The 16,438-nt window shown below is 66.2% G+C and carries 11 protein-coding genes and 5 tRNA genes; all 16 read left to right on the forward strand.

What is annotated here, in order from left to right; translation table 11 throughout:
* Window positions 1-45 precede the first annotated feature (45 nt).
* The 16 genes from G5C50_RS12115 to rpoC all read left to right on the forward strand — a co-directional run bounded on the left by G5C50_RS12115 (window position 46) and on the right by rpoC (window position 16,364).
* Window positions 46-612: a hypothetical protein gene (locus G5C50_RS12115; protein ID WP_165069497.1), complete on the forward strand. Its 567-nt coding sequence runs from the start codon at window positions 46-48 to the stop codon at window positions 610-612.
* 188 nt (window positions 613-800) lie between these two features.
* Window positions 801-873, forward strand: a tRNA-Thr gene (locus G5C50_RS12120).
* Window positions 874-972: 99 nt separating this feature from the next.
* A tRNA-Tyr gene (locus G5C50_RS12125) sits at window positions 973-1,054 on the forward strand.
* 69 nt (window positions 1,055-1,123) lie between these two features.
* Window positions 1,124-1,194 (forward strand) — tRNA-Gly (locus G5C50_RS12130).
* Between the two features lie 93 nt (window positions 1,195-1,287).
* Window positions 1,288-1,360: transfer RNA gene (locus tag G5C50_RS12135), tRNA-Thr, on the forward strand.
* Window positions 1,361-1,523: 163 nt separating this feature from the next.
* Window positions 1,524-2,735 carry an elongation factor Tu gene (tuf, locus tag G5C50_RS12140; RefSeq protein ID WP_165069500.1) on the forward strand — a complete coding sequence of 404 codons (1,212 nt, stop codon included), beginning with the start codon at window positions 1,524-1,526 and terminating at the stop codon, window positions 2,733-2,735.
* Between the two features lie 256 nt (window positions 2,736-2,991).
* A complete protein-coding gene (gene rpmG / locus G5C50_RS12145) occupies window positions 2,992-3,144 on the forward strand; it encodes a 50S ribosomal protein L33 (RefSeq protein WP_165069502.1) in 153 nt (50 codons plus the stop codon).
* Window positions 3,145-3,231: 87 nt separating this feature from the next.
* A tRNA-Trp gene (locus tag G5C50_RS12150) sits at window positions 3,232-3,304 on the forward strand.
* 120 nt (window positions 3,305-3,424) lie between these two features.
* Window positions 3,425-3,949 (forward strand): preprotein translocase subunit SecE, encoded by a 525-nt coding sequence (gene secE, locus G5C50_RS12155; protein WP_165069504.1) that lies wholly within the window; start codon window positions 3,425-3,427, stop codon window positions 3,947-3,949.
* A 96-nt stretch (window positions 3,950-4,045) separates the two neighbouring features.
* Window positions 4,046-4,807 (forward strand): transcription termination/antitermination protein NusG, encoded by a 762-nt coding sequence (gene nusG / locus G5C50_RS12160; RefSeq protein ID WP_165069506.1) that lies wholly within the window; start codon window positions 4,046-4,048, stop codon window positions 4,805-4,807.
* A gap of 94 nt (window positions 4,808-4,901) precedes the next feature.
* Complete coding sequence (rplK, locus tag G5C50_RS12165) at window positions 4,902-5,327, forward strand: 50S ribosomal protein L11 (protein WP_165069508.1); 426 nt, start codon at window positions 4,902-4,904, stop codon at window positions 5,325-5,327.
* 218 nt (window positions 5,328-5,545) lie between these two features.
* Window positions 5,546-6,226: a 50S ribosomal protein L1 gene (rplA, locus tag G5C50_RS12170; RefSeq protein WP_165069510.1), complete on the forward strand. Its 681-nt coding sequence runs from the start codon at window positions 5,546-5,548 to the stop codon at window positions 6,224-6,226.
* A gap of 52 nt (window positions 6,227-6,278) precedes the next feature.
* Window positions 6,279-6,827, forward strand: a complete 549-nt coding sequence (gene rplJ, locus G5C50_RS12175; RefSeq protein WP_165069512.1) for a 50S ribosomal protein L10 — start codon at window positions 6,279-6,281, stop codon at window positions 6,825-6,827.
* A gap of 139 nt (window positions 6,828-6,966) precedes the next feature.
* A complete protein-coding gene (rplL, locus tag G5C50_RS12180) occupies window positions 6,967-7,374 on the forward strand; it encodes a 50S ribosomal protein L7/L12 (RefSeq protein ID WP_165069515.1) in 408 nt (135 codons plus the stop codon).
* 449 nt (window positions 7,375-7,823) lie between these two features.
* Window positions 7,824-11,543 carry a DNA-directed RNA polymerase subunit beta gene (gene rpoB / locus G5C50_RS12185; protein WP_165069518.1) on the forward strand — a complete coding sequence of 1,240 codons (3,720 nt, stop codon included), beginning with the start codon at window positions 7,824-7,826 and terminating at the stop codon, window positions 11,541-11,543.
* A 552-nt stretch (window positions 11,544-12,095) separates the two neighbouring features.
* On the forward strand, window positions 12,096-16,364 hold the full coding sequence (gene rpoC, locus G5C50_RS12190) for a DNA-directed RNA polymerase subunit beta' (RefSeq protein WP_165069521.1): 4,269 nt from the start codon (window positions 12,096-12,098) through the stop codon (window positions 16,362-16,364).
* Window positions 16,365-16,438 lie beyond the last annotated feature (74 nt).

Here is a 16,438-nt window from a genome sequence, read left to right on the forward strand (position 1 = left end):
CAGGCGAGGGCCTTGTACGTCCAGGCCAATGAACGGAGCACGACGTTGAGCGACCGGCTCGATGCAGACGACGTCCACGCGTTGCTCGCGTCCCTCGGCCCTCAGGGCGACGCCCACATCCTGAGGGCCTTCTCCGCCGTCTGCTGCCGGCGGATTTGGGAGCACCTGACTGCCGAGAGCCGCGCCGCCGTCGGAATCGTCGAGGCGTGGCTCGCAGGCCTGACGACCGACGAGGACCTCGTCAGAGCCTCACAATCGGCTGCCGACGCCGTTGCGACGGCCGAACGACGACTCGACATCCACATCGCCCGGAACGGCCACCTGTTCCATGCAGCCCTAGCCGCAGCCGCCTGCGCCTGGCTGCCAGAGACGAAGTTCGAACTTATCACCACCGGACGCGGTCGCGTCATCAAAGACTCGCTGGAGGCTGCCGCCCTCTGCGCTTCGCAGTCGGCGACGGGCCACGCGATCGCAGGCTTCCAGCACCTGACCCCCGTCGAGGCGATGCACGCCGCCGTGGAGACGGCCTGGATCGCCGAGTCCGCCGAACAGGCGGCGATTCTCCGGACCCTCCTCGAAGGCCAGGGCAATCACCCCGGCGACGAGGCGTGAAAATGAACTCCACAAAGCCAGTTCGACGAAGAAGATCGGATTTTCCGGCGGGGATCCCTTGCCGAAGGGGAGGGGAAGTCGCTACATTGATCCAACTGCGCCGATCGTGGTTCGCCCGGGTCGGTAGAGAAAAGGCTTGCATCCGGTCGGCCGCCCGATATACTTGGGAATTTCACGGCCCAAACGCCGCTGGCGTAGCTCAACCGGCAGAGCAACGGTTTTGTAAACCGTAGGTTGTGAGTTCGACTCTCACCGCCAGCTCTTCCGAACAAGAGCCTTCGCCGAGGCCGAACCTACCGGACTTGCCGCCCCTCTACTTGACAGCCCGGGCGGCGGCCGTCGGCCAAGGTGTGAAACGACGGGTGGATACCCAAGCGGCCAAAGGGGCCAGACTGTAAATCTGGTGGCTCTGCCTTCGCAGGTTCGAATCCTGCTCCACCCATGTGACTGAATCGGAGGACTGCAGCCAGGAGGGGGACGAGACGGAAATCGCCGGGAAAGCGGGATGCACGCGGGTGTAGCTCAATGGTAGAGTCCCTGCCTTCCAAGCAGGTCGTGTGGGTTCGATTCCCATCACCCGCTCTGGCCCGGCGGATCGGGCCGGCCCCGCGAGGCGGCCGTCCGGTCGAAAACGAACCGATCCTTCAGGCTTCTGAAGACGTACAACGCGAACACGCTGCCGTGGCTCAGTTGGTAGAGCGCGTCCTTGGTAAGGACGAGGTCCTGGGTTCAAATCCCAGCGGCAGCTTTCGGGTCGGTCGCCCGTGATCGGGCGTTGAGGAGTTCGCCCCGCGACCAGCCCCGGTCGTCGGGGCAGGCCGTCCGAAACGGACCAGGCCGGCGGGTGGGGCTTGGTGACGGATCCCCGCCGAAAGACTTGACTTCGAGAATGCCGAAAAGGCGCTGAGCACATGGCCAAGGAAACCTTCACCAGAACCAAGCCTCACGTCAACGTGGGCACGATCGGACACATCGACCACGGCAAGACCACGCTGACGGCCGCCCTGCTGGCCGTGCTGGCCGCGCGCGGCAAGGCGAAGACCAAGTCGTATTCCGACATCGCCAAGGGCGGTACTGTCCGCGATGCGACGAAGACGGTCACGATCGCCGTCTCGCACGTCGAGTACGAGAGCGACAAGCGGCACTACGCTCATATCGACTGCCCGGGCCACGCCGACTATATCAAGAACATGATCACCGGCGCCGCCCAGATGGACGGGGCGATCCTGGTGGTTTCGGCGGCCGACGGCCCGATGCCGCAGACCCGCGAGCACATCCTCCTGGCCCGCCAGGTCGGCGTGCCGGCCCTGGTCGTCTTCCTGAACAAGATCGACCTGGTCGACGACGAGGAGTTGCTGGAGCTGGTGGAGATGGAGCTTCGCGAGTTGCTCTCCCACTACAAGTTCCCGGGCGACGAGATCCCGATCGTCCGCGGCAGCAGCCGGCCCGCCCTTGAGAACCCGAGTGACGAAACGGCCGCCAAGCCGATTCTGGATCTCGTCCAGGCGATGGACGACTACATCCCGGATCCGGTCCACGAAGTGGACAAGCCGTTCCTGATGCCCATCGAAGACGTGTTCTCGATCAAGGGCCGCGGCACGGTGGGCACCGGACGCGTCGAGCGCGGTCGGGTCAAGGTCGGCGAGTCGGTCGAGATCATCGGTTTCGGCGTCAAGAAGCCGACGACCGTGACCGGCGTCGAAATGTTCCAGAAGACGCTCGACGAGGGCCTCGCCGGCGACAACGTCGGCGTCCTGCTCCGCGGCGTTGAAAAGAACGAGCTGGAGCGCGGGCAGGTCCTCTGCAAGCCGGGCTCGATCACCCCGCACACGAAGTTCGAGGCCGAGGTGTACGTCCTCAGCAAAGAAGAGGGCGGCCGCCACACCCCGTTCTTCAAGGGCTACCGCCCGCAGTTCTACATCCGGACGACCGACGTCACGGGCTCGATCCTCAACCTGCTGTCCGAGGACGGCACCGAGGCCGAGATGTGCATGCCGGGCGACAACATCAAGATGACGGTCGAGCTGCACACCTCGATCGCCATGGAGGAGAGCCTCCGGTTCGCCATCCGCGAAGGCGGCAAGACCGTCGGCGCGGGCGTCGTCACCAAGATCCTCGAGTGAGTCAGGCCGATCGCGGGGCCTGTTGAATCAGGCCCCGGGGTCGAGCCCAATCCCGGGCGGCCCTTCCCGGCCGGCGGCTTCCGCCGCTTTCGGATCGGGGGGGCCGTCGCGACGTCCCAGAGAATCCGATATCCGTATCCCAGAAGCGGTGTTTGCGGCCCGTCTCGATTGGACCGGCCGGCCCCACGCCGCGAGAGTTCGCTAGAACGAGTCCGGCGGGGCCGAGGCCGACCGTCGGGTCCGAGGTTTCATCACGATGCGTGAATACGTTTGGCTTGAATGCACCGGCTGCGGCGACCGGAACTACCGCGTCCAGAAGGAGACGCGTGGGGCCAACCGCCTGGAGCTGAAGAAGTACTGCAGCCGTGAGCGGAAGCACACGCCGCATAAGGAATCCCGCAAGAAGTGACCCGCGGCGGACCGCGAGAACGCCCTGGGCGGCGGTCCTATGAACTCCGGCGGAGCGTCTCGTCCCTCGGCGACAGCTCCGGCACACACGAGCGTAGCTCAATTGGCAGAGCACCGGTTTCCAAAACCGGCGGTTGGGGGTTCGATTCCCTCCGCTCGTGCTTCGGCCGTCGCGAGTCGCGCGACGGCCGCCCCGGAGACGCCGAGGAGGCCACCCGCCGGGGAGCGGCGGCGGTCTCACGACGGAGCCAGCGGTTCTCCTTCCCGAATGGAACGGTCACATGGGCAAAGTGAAAGACGAAGTCTCGGGACAGAAGCCGACGAAGCCCGTCAAGGGGAAGCCGGGCGGGGGATCCGTCGGCGCTCTCGCCCAGTTCGTGGCCAACTTCTTCTCGACCACCCTCTACAAGCCGATGCAGGGCCGACACGCTCGCCTCTACACGGCGATCGGCCTGGGGATGATCGCCGCCGGGGCCGTCTGGCAGATTTACGAGCGGTCCCTCGATCTTGAGGCCGCCGCCCGCTTCGCGATTCCGGGCGCTGTCGCCGGTCTCCTCGCCTGGGCCATCTTCCGGGTCGTCCACTATCCGCAGTTCGCCGAGTTCCTGATCGCCACCGAGGCCGAGATGAACAAGGTCTCCTGGACGAGCCGGGACGACCTTTACCGCTCGACCATCGTGGTATTGGCCACGGTCCTCCTTCTGGCCCTCTACCTGTTCGTGGTCGACTGGTTCTGGCTCTTCCTGCTGCGGATGCTTGGGGTCCTCCAGTTCAGCGGCGGAGGCGGCTTCGGCTCGACCTCCTGAACCAGCCCGCGACAGGACAGGCCCGGTCCCGCGCAGCGACCGAGGGCCTCGACCTTCCCCGCCTCCCTCAATCCAAGACGCGCCGTAGTACGTTCCATGAGCCACTCGACCCACGAGAACGACGAACCGACCCCCGACGAGGTCGAATCCGAGACCCCGAACTTCGAGGTCGAGGAGGAAACTCCGGACGGCGGCGTCGCGCACGCCCAGCCGCAACGGGCCCCCGAGCCTCAGGCTGACGAGCCGGACGACGAACCGGAGGACGCGCCTGAGCCGGTCGACGAGGACGCCGACCCACCGGTGGACCTGGTCTGGTACGTCCTGAAGGTGCAGAGCTCGCGAGAGGACACGATCGCCGAGGCTCTTCAGAGGCGGGTCAAGATCCAGGGCCTTGAGCGTTTCTTCGGCGTCACCGCCGAGGGGAAGCCGCGGATCGTCGTCCCGACCGAGAAGATCACCGAGATCCGCAACAACAAGAAGCGGATCGTCGAACGCAAGACGTACCCCGGCTACATCATGGTCCAGATGGAGCTGAACGAGAAGACCTGGTTCCTGGTCCGCGAGACTCCGGGCGTGGGGGACTTCGTCGGGGCGCATGGGACGCCCACGAAGATGACCGACACCGAGGTCAACCAGATGCTCAACCAGCAGGAAGAGCAGACGACCGCCAAGTCTCCCACCGTTCGGATCGACGTCGAGCGGGGCGACAGAGTCAAGATCAAGGACGGCCCGTTCGAGAACTTCGAGGGGACCGTCGAGGAGGTCATCGAGGGCCGCGGCCTGGTGAAGGTGATGCTCATCATCTTCAACCGCCCCACCCCCGTCGACCTCGAATACTGGCAGTTGGAGCGGATCTGAGCCCTCAAGGGCGCGGGCCGGTCCGCCGGACTGAGACGAATTCGAGACAAGCGAAGCGACAGCGAGAGACCCCCAAGGGGAGCGAGAATCCGCGATGGCCAAGGTGATGACGGCGAAGGTCAAGCTGCAGTGTCCGGGGGGTCAGGCGACCCCCGCGCCCCCGGTCGGCCCCGCGCTCGGCCAGCACGGCGTGAACATCGGCCAGTTCGTGATGCAGTTCAACGAACGCACCAAGGACATGAGGGGGACCACGATCCCCGTCGAGATCACGATCTACTCGGACCGGACGTTCGAGTTCATCACCAAGAGCCCGCCGGCCGCCGTCCTGCTGAAGCAGGCCGCCGGCATCGCCTCCGGCTCCGCGGTGCCGAACAAGACCAAGGTCGGGACCGTGACCGCCGAGCAGGTCCGCAAGATCGCCGAGACCAAGTTCCAGGACCTGAACGCCCGCGACCTCGACCACGCCTGCCGCGTGATCGCCGGCACGGCGCGGAGCATGGGCGTCGAGGTCAAGGGCTGAGGCCCCAGAAATCATAAGAAGTCAAGGCCGCCGCGGGGGGCGCGTTCCCCTCGCGGCGACCGTCGGTAACGGGGGGAGCGGGCCGACGCCCCTCCCTTCGCCGTCCCGGAACCCGGGACGGAAGCCGGTCAGACCAGGCGCGACCGCCCGCCGTCGACCGGAGCAGAGACCCGAGCATCGAAGGCGGCAGCCCCCGAAGGGGCGAAAGGAGAGTCCACTTGGCCTACCGCTCCAAACGCTATCGCGCGCTGGCGGCGAAAAACAAGGCGCAAGCCACGTTGCCGCTGGCCGAGGCGGTGAAGATCCTCAAGGGGTTCAACACCACCAAGTTCAACCAGACCGTTGAGGTCTCGACCCACCTGGGGATCGATCCTCGGCAGAGCGACCAGAACGTCCGCGGGTCCGTGGCCCTGCCGCACGGGATCGGCAAGGCCGTCCGGGTGGCCGTCTTCGCCCAGGGCGAAAACGCCGAGAAGGCCCGCGCGGCCGGGGCCGACATCGTCGGCGCCGACGACCTGGCTCAGCAGATCAAGTCCGGCGTCATGGACTTCGACGTGGCGCTGGCGACTCCCGACATGATGGGCGTCGTCGGTCCCTTGGGCCGCGTGCTTGGTCCTCGCGGCCTGATGCCGTCACCCCGCTCGGGCACCGTGACGACCGACATTGCGTCGGCGGTCAAGGAGTTCAAGGCGGGCAAGATCGAGTTCCGCAACGACAAGGGCGGCAACGTGGCGGTCCCCGTGGGGAAGATCAACTTCTCCGAGGATCAGATCGTCGAGAACGTCACGGCGTTCCTGAACTACCTGAGGACGCTCAAGCCGGCGGCCTCGAAGGGGACGTACATCCAGACGATCACGATCTCCGCCACCATGAGCCCCGGCGTCCGGGTCTCGGCGTGACCATGGGACGCTACCAAACCATTACGTCGAGGCCGGAGCCGCGGACCCACAGATGAGCAAATACGTCAAAGAAATGATGATGGACCAGCTCCGCAGCGACCTGGGCGACGCCCGGTCGATGCTGGTCGTCGACTTCAAGGGGCTGGACGCCGTCAGCGAACACCAGTTCCGGATGGACCTCCGCAAGAAGTCGATCAAGGTGCGGACGTTGAAGAACACCCTGGCGCGACGGGTCCTGGCGGACCTCGGCGTGGACGGGCTGTCGAAGTACCTGGAAGGGCCTTCGGTCCTGGTCTGGGGCGGGGACGGTCCGGCCGAGCTGGCCAAGGAGCTGTCGGCCCAGGTCAAGAAGCTGAAGAAGCCCGCGATCAAGGGGGGCGCCGTCGACGGCGTCGTCATCGGCCCGGAACAGGTCGAGGACATCACCAAGCTCCCCAGCCGCGAGGAATTGATCGGTCGCATCGTCTCGCTGGCCCTGGCCCCGGCGGCCCGGATCGTCAGCCTGGCGAACGCCCCGGTCTCGGCCCTGGCCAGCCAGATTCAGTCGATCGCCGAGGGGGCCCCGGCCGCCGAAGGCGAGGCCGCCCCGGAAGGCGCCTGACCCCCGAAGACAACCGGCGGAGGCCCGACGGCCGCCCGCCTGTAAGACCTACTTCTGATTCTCCACGGGTACGTCCAACGACGTACGCCGAACGAACCGCCTGATCTTTCGATCGAGTGAAGAAAGGACCGCTCTCGCCATGGCCACCGCCGAAGCCCCGTCGTTCGCCGACAACATCAAGACCCTGGGCGACTCCATCGTCAAGCTGACCGTTCTCGAGGCCAAGTCGCTGGGCGACTACCTCGAAGTCGTTCACGGCATCAAGCCGGCCGCCGCCGCCGTCGCCGTCGCCGCCCCGACCGGCGGTGCCGCCCCGGCCGAAGCCGCCGCCGAGAAGACCGAGTTCGACGTCGTCCTGGAAGCCATCGGGGCCAACAAGATCAACGTCATCAAGGTCGTCCGCGCCGCCACGGCCCTGGGCCTGAAGGAAGCCAAGGACCTGGTCGAGGCCGCCCCGAAGGACGTCAAGACCGGCCTCTCGAAGGACGACGCCGCCAAGCTCAAGAAGGAGCTTGAGGAAGCCGGCGCCACCGTCAAGATCAAGTGATTTTCGCCGCCTCCCGGACCGCCCTGCGGTCCGGGAGCGCCGGCTGAATCCGGGGTGGAAGCGACGGCGAGTAATCGCCGCAGGCTGATCCGCCCCCGCAACCTCCCTCTGCTGTCCTCTGCTCGGCCCGCGACCGCCATGCGGCTGCGGCGGCCCCCGGCCCGGACGATGATGCTCCACCGACTCGCAGGACAGGCCGAAACCGTCCCGACGGGCTCCCAGGACGAGCCCGTTCGCGAAGCCGCAGCCTCGGCCCCGTCGTCGCCGTTCCACCGCATCGAGACCCTTGAACGTCGTCCCCAGGAGTCGCCCGCGGCCATCCGCGGGCCGTTGCCGTTTGGGACGGCCGCCGCCCAGACCGACCCGCCCGGACGGACGACGACGCGATCGCGACCGCCGACGCGACCCCGGCCCGTGCCCCTTTCCTAATTCGAGGAGCGCGCCCTCTTATGCCCAACCCGACGACCGTACGGCGGATCGTTCCCGCCCAGAGGCGGAATTTCGGACGGATCCACGACGAGTTCCCGGTCCCCGATCTGACGCAGATCCAGACTCGCAGCTACGAACGCTTTCTCCAGGCCGACGACCCGGTGGAGAGCCGTCTCGACTCGGGCCTCGAAGGGGTCTTCCGCGAGATCTTCCCGATCGAGAGCTACGACAAGACGCTTAAGCTCGAATACCTCCGCTACGACCTGGGCAAGCCCCGCTACGACCCCGACGAGTGCCGCCAGCTTCGGCTCACGTTCGGCCGGCCGCTGCACGTCTGGCTGCGGTTGAACAAGGGCGAGACCACCCTCGAAGAGTCGGTCTACCTGGGCGACATGCCGGTCATGATCGGCGGCGGCGAGTTTATCATCAACGGTGCCGAGCGCGTCGTCGTCAGCCAGCTCCACCGCTCGCCGGGCGTCGACTTCGTCGTCGAGATCGAATCGACCGACAAGAAGCTGCACGCCTGCCGCGTCATCCCCGAGCGCGGAAGCTGGATCGAGCTGCAGGTCACCAAGAAGGATACGCTGGGCGTCCGCATCGACCAGTCGGGCAAGTTCTCGTCGATGACGCTGCTGCGGGCCATGAGCCCCGCCTTCTCGTCCGACGACGCCATCCTCGAAGCCTTCTACGAGACCGAGGACGTCGACTCGTCCGACCCCAAGGCCGCCGCCCGGCTTGAGAACAAGATCGCCTGCGGCGACGTGGTCGACCCCAACACGGGCGAGGTTCTCGTCGACAGCGGCGCGACCATCTCGAAGACGCTCGCCCAGATCCTCGCCGACGCCGGCGGCCTCGGGCCCATCCGCGTCCTCAAGGAAGCCAAGGACCCGTTGATCCTCCAGTCGCTCCAGGAGGATCCGACCACCGACCACGAAAGCGCCCTGCTGCGGATCTACCAGCGGCTCCGGCCCGGCAACCCGCCGCAGCTTGAGAAGGCCCGCGAACTCTTCCACGAGAAGTTCTTCGACACCAACCGCTACCGCCTGGGCAAGGTCGGCCGGTTCCGGATCAACCGCAAGTTCAACCAGGACGTCCCCGACGACCTGATGACCCTGGACCCGCTCGACTACGTCAACGCGATCCGCTACATCCTGTCCCTCCGCAAGGGGACCGACCCGCGGGTTCACATCGACGACATCGACCACCTGGGCAACCGCCGTCTCCGGACCATCGACGAACTGGCCGCCGACGAGTTGCGCAAGGGCTTCCTGAAGCTTCGCCGCACCGTCCAGGAGCGGATGAGCCTCAAGGACGCCGAGGACATGACGCCTCGGTCGCTCATCAACCCCAAGAGCATCAGCGCGGCGATCGAGTACTTCTTCGGCCGCGGCGAGCTGTCGCAGGTCGTCGACCAGACCAACCCGCTGGCCCAGCTCACCCACGAGCGGCGGCTCTCCGCCCTCGGCCCCGGCGGTCTTAACCGGAAGCGGGCGGGCTTCGAAGTCCGCGACGTCCACATCTCCCACTACGGCCGGATCTGCCCGATCGAGACGCCGGAAGGGACCAACATCGGCCTCATCAGCTCGCTGGGGATCTACGGGGGAGTCGACGAGTACGGCTTCCTCATCACCCCCTATCGCGAGATCAAGCACGGCAAGCCGACCGAAGAGGTCGTCTGGATGCGGGCCGACGAGGAGAGCGAAAACCACCTCGCGCCGGCAGACGCCCCGGTCGACGACCACGGCAAGCTCAAGGGCCCGACGACGATCGCCCGGTATCAGACCGACTTCGTCGCCGTTCCCGTCGACAGCATCCAGTATCAGGACATCTCGCCCAAGCAGATGGTCGGCGTCTCCGCGGGTCTGATCCCGTTCCTGGAGCACGACGACGCCAACCGCGCGCTGATGGGTTCGAACATGCAGCGCCAGGCGGTGCCCTTGCTGGTGGCCGAGCCGCCGATCGTGGCCACCGGCCTCGAGACGGCCGTGGCGACCAACTCGGGCATGGTGGTGAAGGCCCAGCAGGACGGGACGGTCACCTACGTCGACGCGACCCGGGTCATCATCGACCACAACCACATTTACAAGCTGCGGAAGTACGTCGGCCTGAACGAACGGACCTGCCTGAATCAAAAGCCGATCGTGAAGGTCGGCCAGGCGGTCAAGCGGGGTGCCATCCTGGCCGACGGCGCGTCCACCTTCAAGGGCGAGCTGGCGCTGGGCCGCAACGTCCTCGTCGCCTTCCAGGCGTGGGACGGCTACAACTTCGAGGACGCCATCATCATCAGCGAGAAGCTGGTGCGTGAGGACGTCTACACCTCGATTCACATCGAGGAATTCGAGATCGAAATCCGCGAGACCAAGCTTGGTCGCGAGGAGTTCACCCGGGACATCCCCAACGTCTCCGAGAAGGCGCTGCGGAATCTGGACGACGGCGGCGTGGTCCGGATCGGCACCTACGTCAAGCCGGGCGACGTGCTCGTCGGCAAGGTCGCTCCCAAGAGCAAGAGCGAGCTGACCCCCGAAGAGAAGCTGCTCCACGCGATCTTCGGCCGCGCCGGCGAGGACGTGAAGAACGACTCGCTGGAAGTCCCCTCCGGCGTCGAAGGCATCGTCATCAACACCCAGCGGTTCAGCCGCCGGATGAGCCTCAGCGAGGACGAGCGCAAGGCCTTCGAGAAGGAGTTGAAGGACACCGAGGCCGGCGAGAACGTCCGGATCGCCGACGAATACAAGCAGATGATCAAGTCGCTGGAGCAGGCCGTCGGCGGCCCCGTCGCCGACCCGACCAGCGGCAAGCCCCTGGGGCGAGCCAAGGACGCCAAGGACCTCGTCGACGAAGCCGACCGCTTCAAGCTCGAGGCCCTCGACATCCGCAGCCCGGAGGCCGCCGGCAAGGCCCGTGAGGTCGTCCGCGAGTACGCCCCCCGGATCGAGGCTCTGAAGGATGAGAAGGAACGTCGGCTCAACAGCCTCAAGCGGGGCGATGAGCTGCCTTCGGGCGTTCTCCAGATGGTCAAGGTCTACATCGCCACCAAGCGGGTCATCTCCGTCGGCGACAAGATGGCCGGCCGCCACGGCAACAAGGGCGTCATCTCCAAGATCCTGCCCGAAGAGGACATGCCGTTCCTGGAGGACGGGACCTCGGTCGAGATCCTGCTGAACCCCCTGGGCGTCCCCAGCCGTATGAACGTCGGTCAGATTCTGGAGACCCACCTGGGCTGGGCCGCGGCCAAGCTCGGGTTCCAGGCCGTCTGCCCGGTCTTCGACGGTGCCGACGAGGCCACCATCCGACAGTGCCTCAAGGACGCCGGCCTCCCCGAGAACGGCAAGGCGTCGCTCTACGACGGCCGGACCGGCCAGAAGTTCGAGCAGAACACCACGGTGGGCTACATCTACATGCTGAAGCTCCACCACCTCGTCGACGACAAGATCCACGCCCGAGCCACCGGCCCGTACTCGCTCATCACCCAGCAGCCGCTGGGCGGTAAAGCGCGGTTCGGCGGCCAGCGGTTCGGCGAAATGGAAGTGTGGGCCCTGGAAGCCTACGGCGCAGCCTACATTCTCCAGGAGCTCCTCACCGTCAAGTCGGACGACGTCGAGGGCCGGACGAAGATCTACGAGAGCATGGTCAAGGGGGAAAACACCCTCGAGGCCGGCACTCCGGCGAGCTTCGACGTGCTCACCAACGAGATCCGCGGCCTCGGGCTCAACATGCAGCTCGAGAAGAAGCGGATCTGAGTCGGTGGTTTTCCCCCAGGCCGGCGACCCCGCCCTCCAACGCCAGGAGAGCGGGGCCGCCTTGGCCCCGACCGCGCGCGGTCGGACCTTGAGATTTTTTCGGAATTTCGCTTGGAATCGGCCCTGGGTTTGCTTAGGATCAACGGATGCGACTTCGTCGCGGGACGATCTTCCGCGCCTTGCGATCGTCGACGCTCGGGGGAAGCGCCGATCGATCCTGCGCGGAGTCGACGACGGGATCCTGCGGATCCCGGTCAAGGAGGAGCCGAACTTGGCGATCCGGGTCCCAGGACGACCTCTATCATAAGCACCGCGGGGAGCCCCGACGCCGTCGGGGGGCCCGTCCGCGGCTTTTTTTGTTTCGGGGCGACGAGAGTCGGGACGCGCGCCCCGGCGCTTCCCGGTCGCACTCCCTGACGTGAGCATGGGCTTGGTTTGATCTCGCCCGAGGGGGCCGGCCCCTGGCTGAGGACGCGACGAAGGCGACCGTCGCTCCTCACCCGCCGACCCGCCCGCCCTCGGATTCGCCGGAACCGCGGAGGAGAGTGTCTCGTGAGCATGGGCGAAAGTGCCTACGATCGCATCAACGACTACGGGGCCGTGAAGATCGGCCTGGCAAGCCCCTACGACATCCGGAGCTGGTCGTTCGGCGAGGTCAAGAAGCCCGAGACGATCAACTATCGGACCTACCGTCCTGAAAAGGACGGCCTGTTCTGCGAGCGGATCTTCGGCCCCGAAAAAGACTGGGAATGCGCCTGCGGCAAGTACCGCGGCATGAAGTACAAGGGGATGATCTGCGACCGCTGCGGCGTCAAGGTGACCCACAGCCGCGTCCGCCGCAAGCGGATGGGCCACATCGAGTTGGCCGCGCCGGTCGTTCACATCTGGTTCTTCAAGGCCATGCCCAGCCGCCTGGGCACGCTTCTGGACATGAAGACGTCCAGCCTTGAACGGATCATCTACTTCCAGGACTACGTCGTCGTCGACCCCGGCGACACGCCCCTGAAGGAGACCCAGCTCCTCACCGAGGAAGACTTCCGCAAGGCTCGCGAAGCCTATGGCGACACCTTCCAGGCCGACATGGGTGCCGAGGCTGTCCGCAAGCTCCTGATGCGGCTCGACCTGGTCAGCCTCTCCAAGACGCTCCGCGAGAACCTGCAAGAGACGACCAGCAAGCAGAAGATCAAGGACCTCACCAAGCGGCTGAAGGTCGTCGAAGCCCTGCGCGACAGCGACAACCGCCCCGAGTGGATGGTCCTGGAGGCGATTCCGGTCATCCCGCCGGACCTCCGGCCGCTCGTCTTGCTGGATTCGGGCAACTTCGCGACGTCCGACCTCAACGACCTCTACCGCCGGATCATCAACCGGAACAACCGGCTCAAGAAGCTCGTCGACCTGAACGCGCCCGAAGTCATCATCCGCAACGAGAAGCGGATGCTGCAGCAGGCTGTCGACGCCCTCTTCGACAACAACCGCTGCAAGCGGCCAGTGCTGGGCAGCTCGAACCGCCCGCTCAAGTCGCTGACGGACATGATCAAGGGCAAGCAGGGCCGCTTCCGCGAGAACCTGCTGGGCAAGCGCGTCGACTACTCGGCCCGCTCGGTCATCGTCGTCGGCCCCGACCTCAAGCTTCACCAGTGCGGCCTTCCCAAGAAGATCGCCCTGGAGCTGTTCCAGCCGTTCATCATCCGCCGGCTCAAGGAGCTGGGCCACGCCGACACGATCAAGTCGGCCAAGAAGATGCTCGAAAGGCGCAGCGAGGAGGTGTGGGACATCCTTGAGGAGGTCATCCGCAACCACCCGGTGCTCCTCAACCGCGCTCCGACCCTCCACCGAATGGGCATTCAGGCGTTCGAGCCGGTGCTCGTGGAAGGGAACGCCATCCGGATCCACCCGCTAGTCTGCAAGGGCTTCAACGCCGACTTCGACGGCGACCAGATGGCCGTTCACCTGCCGCTCTCGATCGAGGCGCAGGTCGAGGCCATGACGCTGATGATGGCGACCAACAACATCTTCAGCCCGGCCAACGGCAACCCGATCATCAGTCCGACCCAGGACATCGTCATGGGTTCGTACTACCTCACCGCCCTCCGGGCCGGCGAGCCGGGCGACGGCATGACCTTCTCGGCGCCCAACGAGGTCTTCCTGGCCCACAGCCAGGGGAAGGTCGGCCTGCACGCGCCGATCAAGCTGCGGCTGCCGGCCCACCGCCGGCTCAAGGGCGAAGGCGAGAAGGAGTTCACGCCGGGGATGGTCGTCACCACGACGGCCGGCCGCGTGGTCTTCAACGACATCCTTCACCCCAAGATGCCGTTCTACAACCTGGCGCTCGGCCAGAAGCAGCTCCAGGGGATCATCGCCGACTGCTACCAGATCCTCGGCCGTCGCGAGACGATCGCGCTGCTGGACCGGATGAAGGACGTCGGCTTCCGCGAGTCGACCCGGTCGGGCCTCTCGTTCGCCACCGACGACCTCCGGACCCCGGCGAGCAAGGACGCGATCATCGCCGAGGCCGAGAAGGAAGTGCAGCGCAATAACAAGCTGTACAACCGCGGCATCATCACGGACCAGGAGCGGTACGGCAAGGTTCTCGACGCCTGGACCCACGCCCGCGAGCGGATCACCTCCGAGATGATGGAGGCCCTCAAGAACGACACTCGTGAAAACGAGGGCCAGAAGAACTACCACAACCCGATCTTCCTGATGGCCGAGTCCGGCGCCCGCGGCGGCGTCGAACAGATCCGCCAGCTGGCCGGCATGCGAGGCCTGATGGCCAAGCCGTCGGGCAAGATCATCGAGACGCCGATCAAGGCGAACTTCCGCGAAGGTCTGAGCGTGCTGGAGTACTTCTCCTCCACGCACGGCGCCCGTAAGGGCCTGGCCGACACGGCCCTCAAGACGGCCGACTCGGGTTACCTCACCCGTAAACTGGCGGACGTCGCCCAGAACGTCGTCATCACGATCGAGGACTGCGGCACGTCGCAGGGGATCACCAAGGGCGTCGTCTACAAGGGCGAGAAGGTTGAGGTCAGCCTGGCCCAGTCGATCCGGGGCCGGGTCAGCCGCGTCAACATCGTCGACCCGATCACCGACGACGTGATCGTCCGCGAAAACGAGATGATCACGCTGAAAGCGGCGCTCAAGCTCGAGGACATGCAGATCGAGAAGATCCAGGTCCGCAGCCCGATGACCTGCGAGGCGCCCCTGGGCGTCTGCCGCCGGTGCTACGGCATGGACCTGGCGACCGGCCAGCTCGTCGAGGGAGGCATGGCCGTCGGCATCATCGCCGCCCAGTCGATCGGCGAACCGGGCACGCAGCTCACGATGCGAACGTTCCACATCGGCGGCGTGGCCACCCGCGCGGTCGAGGACAAGGACGTCAAGTCGAAGCGCGACGGTAAGGTCAAGTTCGTGAGCCTGAACATCGTCGTCAACGATGAAGGCAAGGCGATCGCCCTGTCGCGCAACGGCGAAATCCAGGTCCTCGACGCCAAGGGGCGCGAGCTGGAGAAGTACGACGTTCCCGACGGCGCCGTGATGACGGTCGAGGACGGGCAGGAGATCAAGCGCGGGCAGATGCTCTGCGAGTGGGACCCGCACAACATCCCGATCCTCTCCGAGGTCGGCGGCAAGGTCCGCTTCGACGACATCGTCGAGAACGAGACGATGAAGGTCGAGGCCGACCCCTCAGGCCACGTCCGTCGTACGATCATCGAGCACAAGGGCGACCTGCACCCGCAGATCGTCATCGTCGACGCCGAAGGCAAGACGCTCGACTACAAGTACATCCCCGAACGTGCCACCATCGAGGTCGAGGACGGTCAGACTATCAGCGCCGGTACGCTGCTGGCGAAGACCCCTCGCGAAGTGGGCGGCACCCAGGACATCACCGGCGGTCTGCCCCGCGTCACCGAGCTGTTCGAGGCCCGGCGACCCAAGGAGCCCGCGGTCATCGCCGAGATCGACGGCCGCGTCGAGCTGCTTGAAGAGAAGCGCCGCGGCAAGCGGACCATCGTCGTCCGCAACGAGAGCGGCATCGAGCGCGAGCACCAGGTCCCCCACGGCAAGTTCCTCCGCGTTCACGGTTCCGACCGCGTCCGCGCCGGCGACCCGCTGGTTGAAGGCCCGCTCGTTCCGCACGACATCCTTCGCATCTCCGGCGAAGAGGTCGTCCAGCGTTACCTCCTCCGCGAGATCCAGAACGTCTACCGGTCCCAGCGCGTCGAAATCGACGACAAGCACCTGGAGATCATCATCGCCCAGATGCTTCGCAAGGTCCGCGTGGACAGCCTGGGCGACACCGGCCTGCTGCCGGGCTCGGTCATCGACAAGTTCGAGTTCCGCCGGGTCAACAACGAGCTGATGGGCTGCGTGAAGGTCAAGGATCCGGGCGAGACCGACTTCCGCGTCGGCGACATCGTCCCCCGCGACACCTTCGAGCAGGAGAACCTCCGCGTCGAGGCCGCCAACGGCAAGAAGGCCGAGTGGACCCGGACCAAGCCCGCCGCCGCGAGCACCCAGCTTCTGGGCATCACCAAGGCGGCCGTCTCGTCCGACAGCTTCATCTCGGCCGCCAGCTTCCAGGAAACCACCAAGGTCCTCACCGAGGCCGCGCTCGCCGGCAAGTCCGACTACCTCGTCGGTCTGAAGGAGAACGTGATTCTCGGCCACCTCGTCCCGGCGGGTACGGGCTTCAAGTCCCACCTGGACGCCGAGGTCCGCATCCACCCCGACGCCCTGGAAGCGCTCGCCGAGAAGGGCTCCCCCTACGCTCGGTACCGCGACGAGACCCCGGCCACGGCCGGCGCCGGCAAGGAATAATCCTTCCTGCGATCCACGACAAAACCCGACGGCCCGCCCGATCCTCCGATCGGCGCGGGCCGTCCGCATTTTCC

This window comes from Paludisphaera rhizosphaerae (assembly GCF_011065895.1).
GTDB lineage: Bacteria > Planctomycetota > Planctomycetia > Isosphaerales > Isosphaeraceae > Paludisphaera > Paludisphaera rhizosphaerae.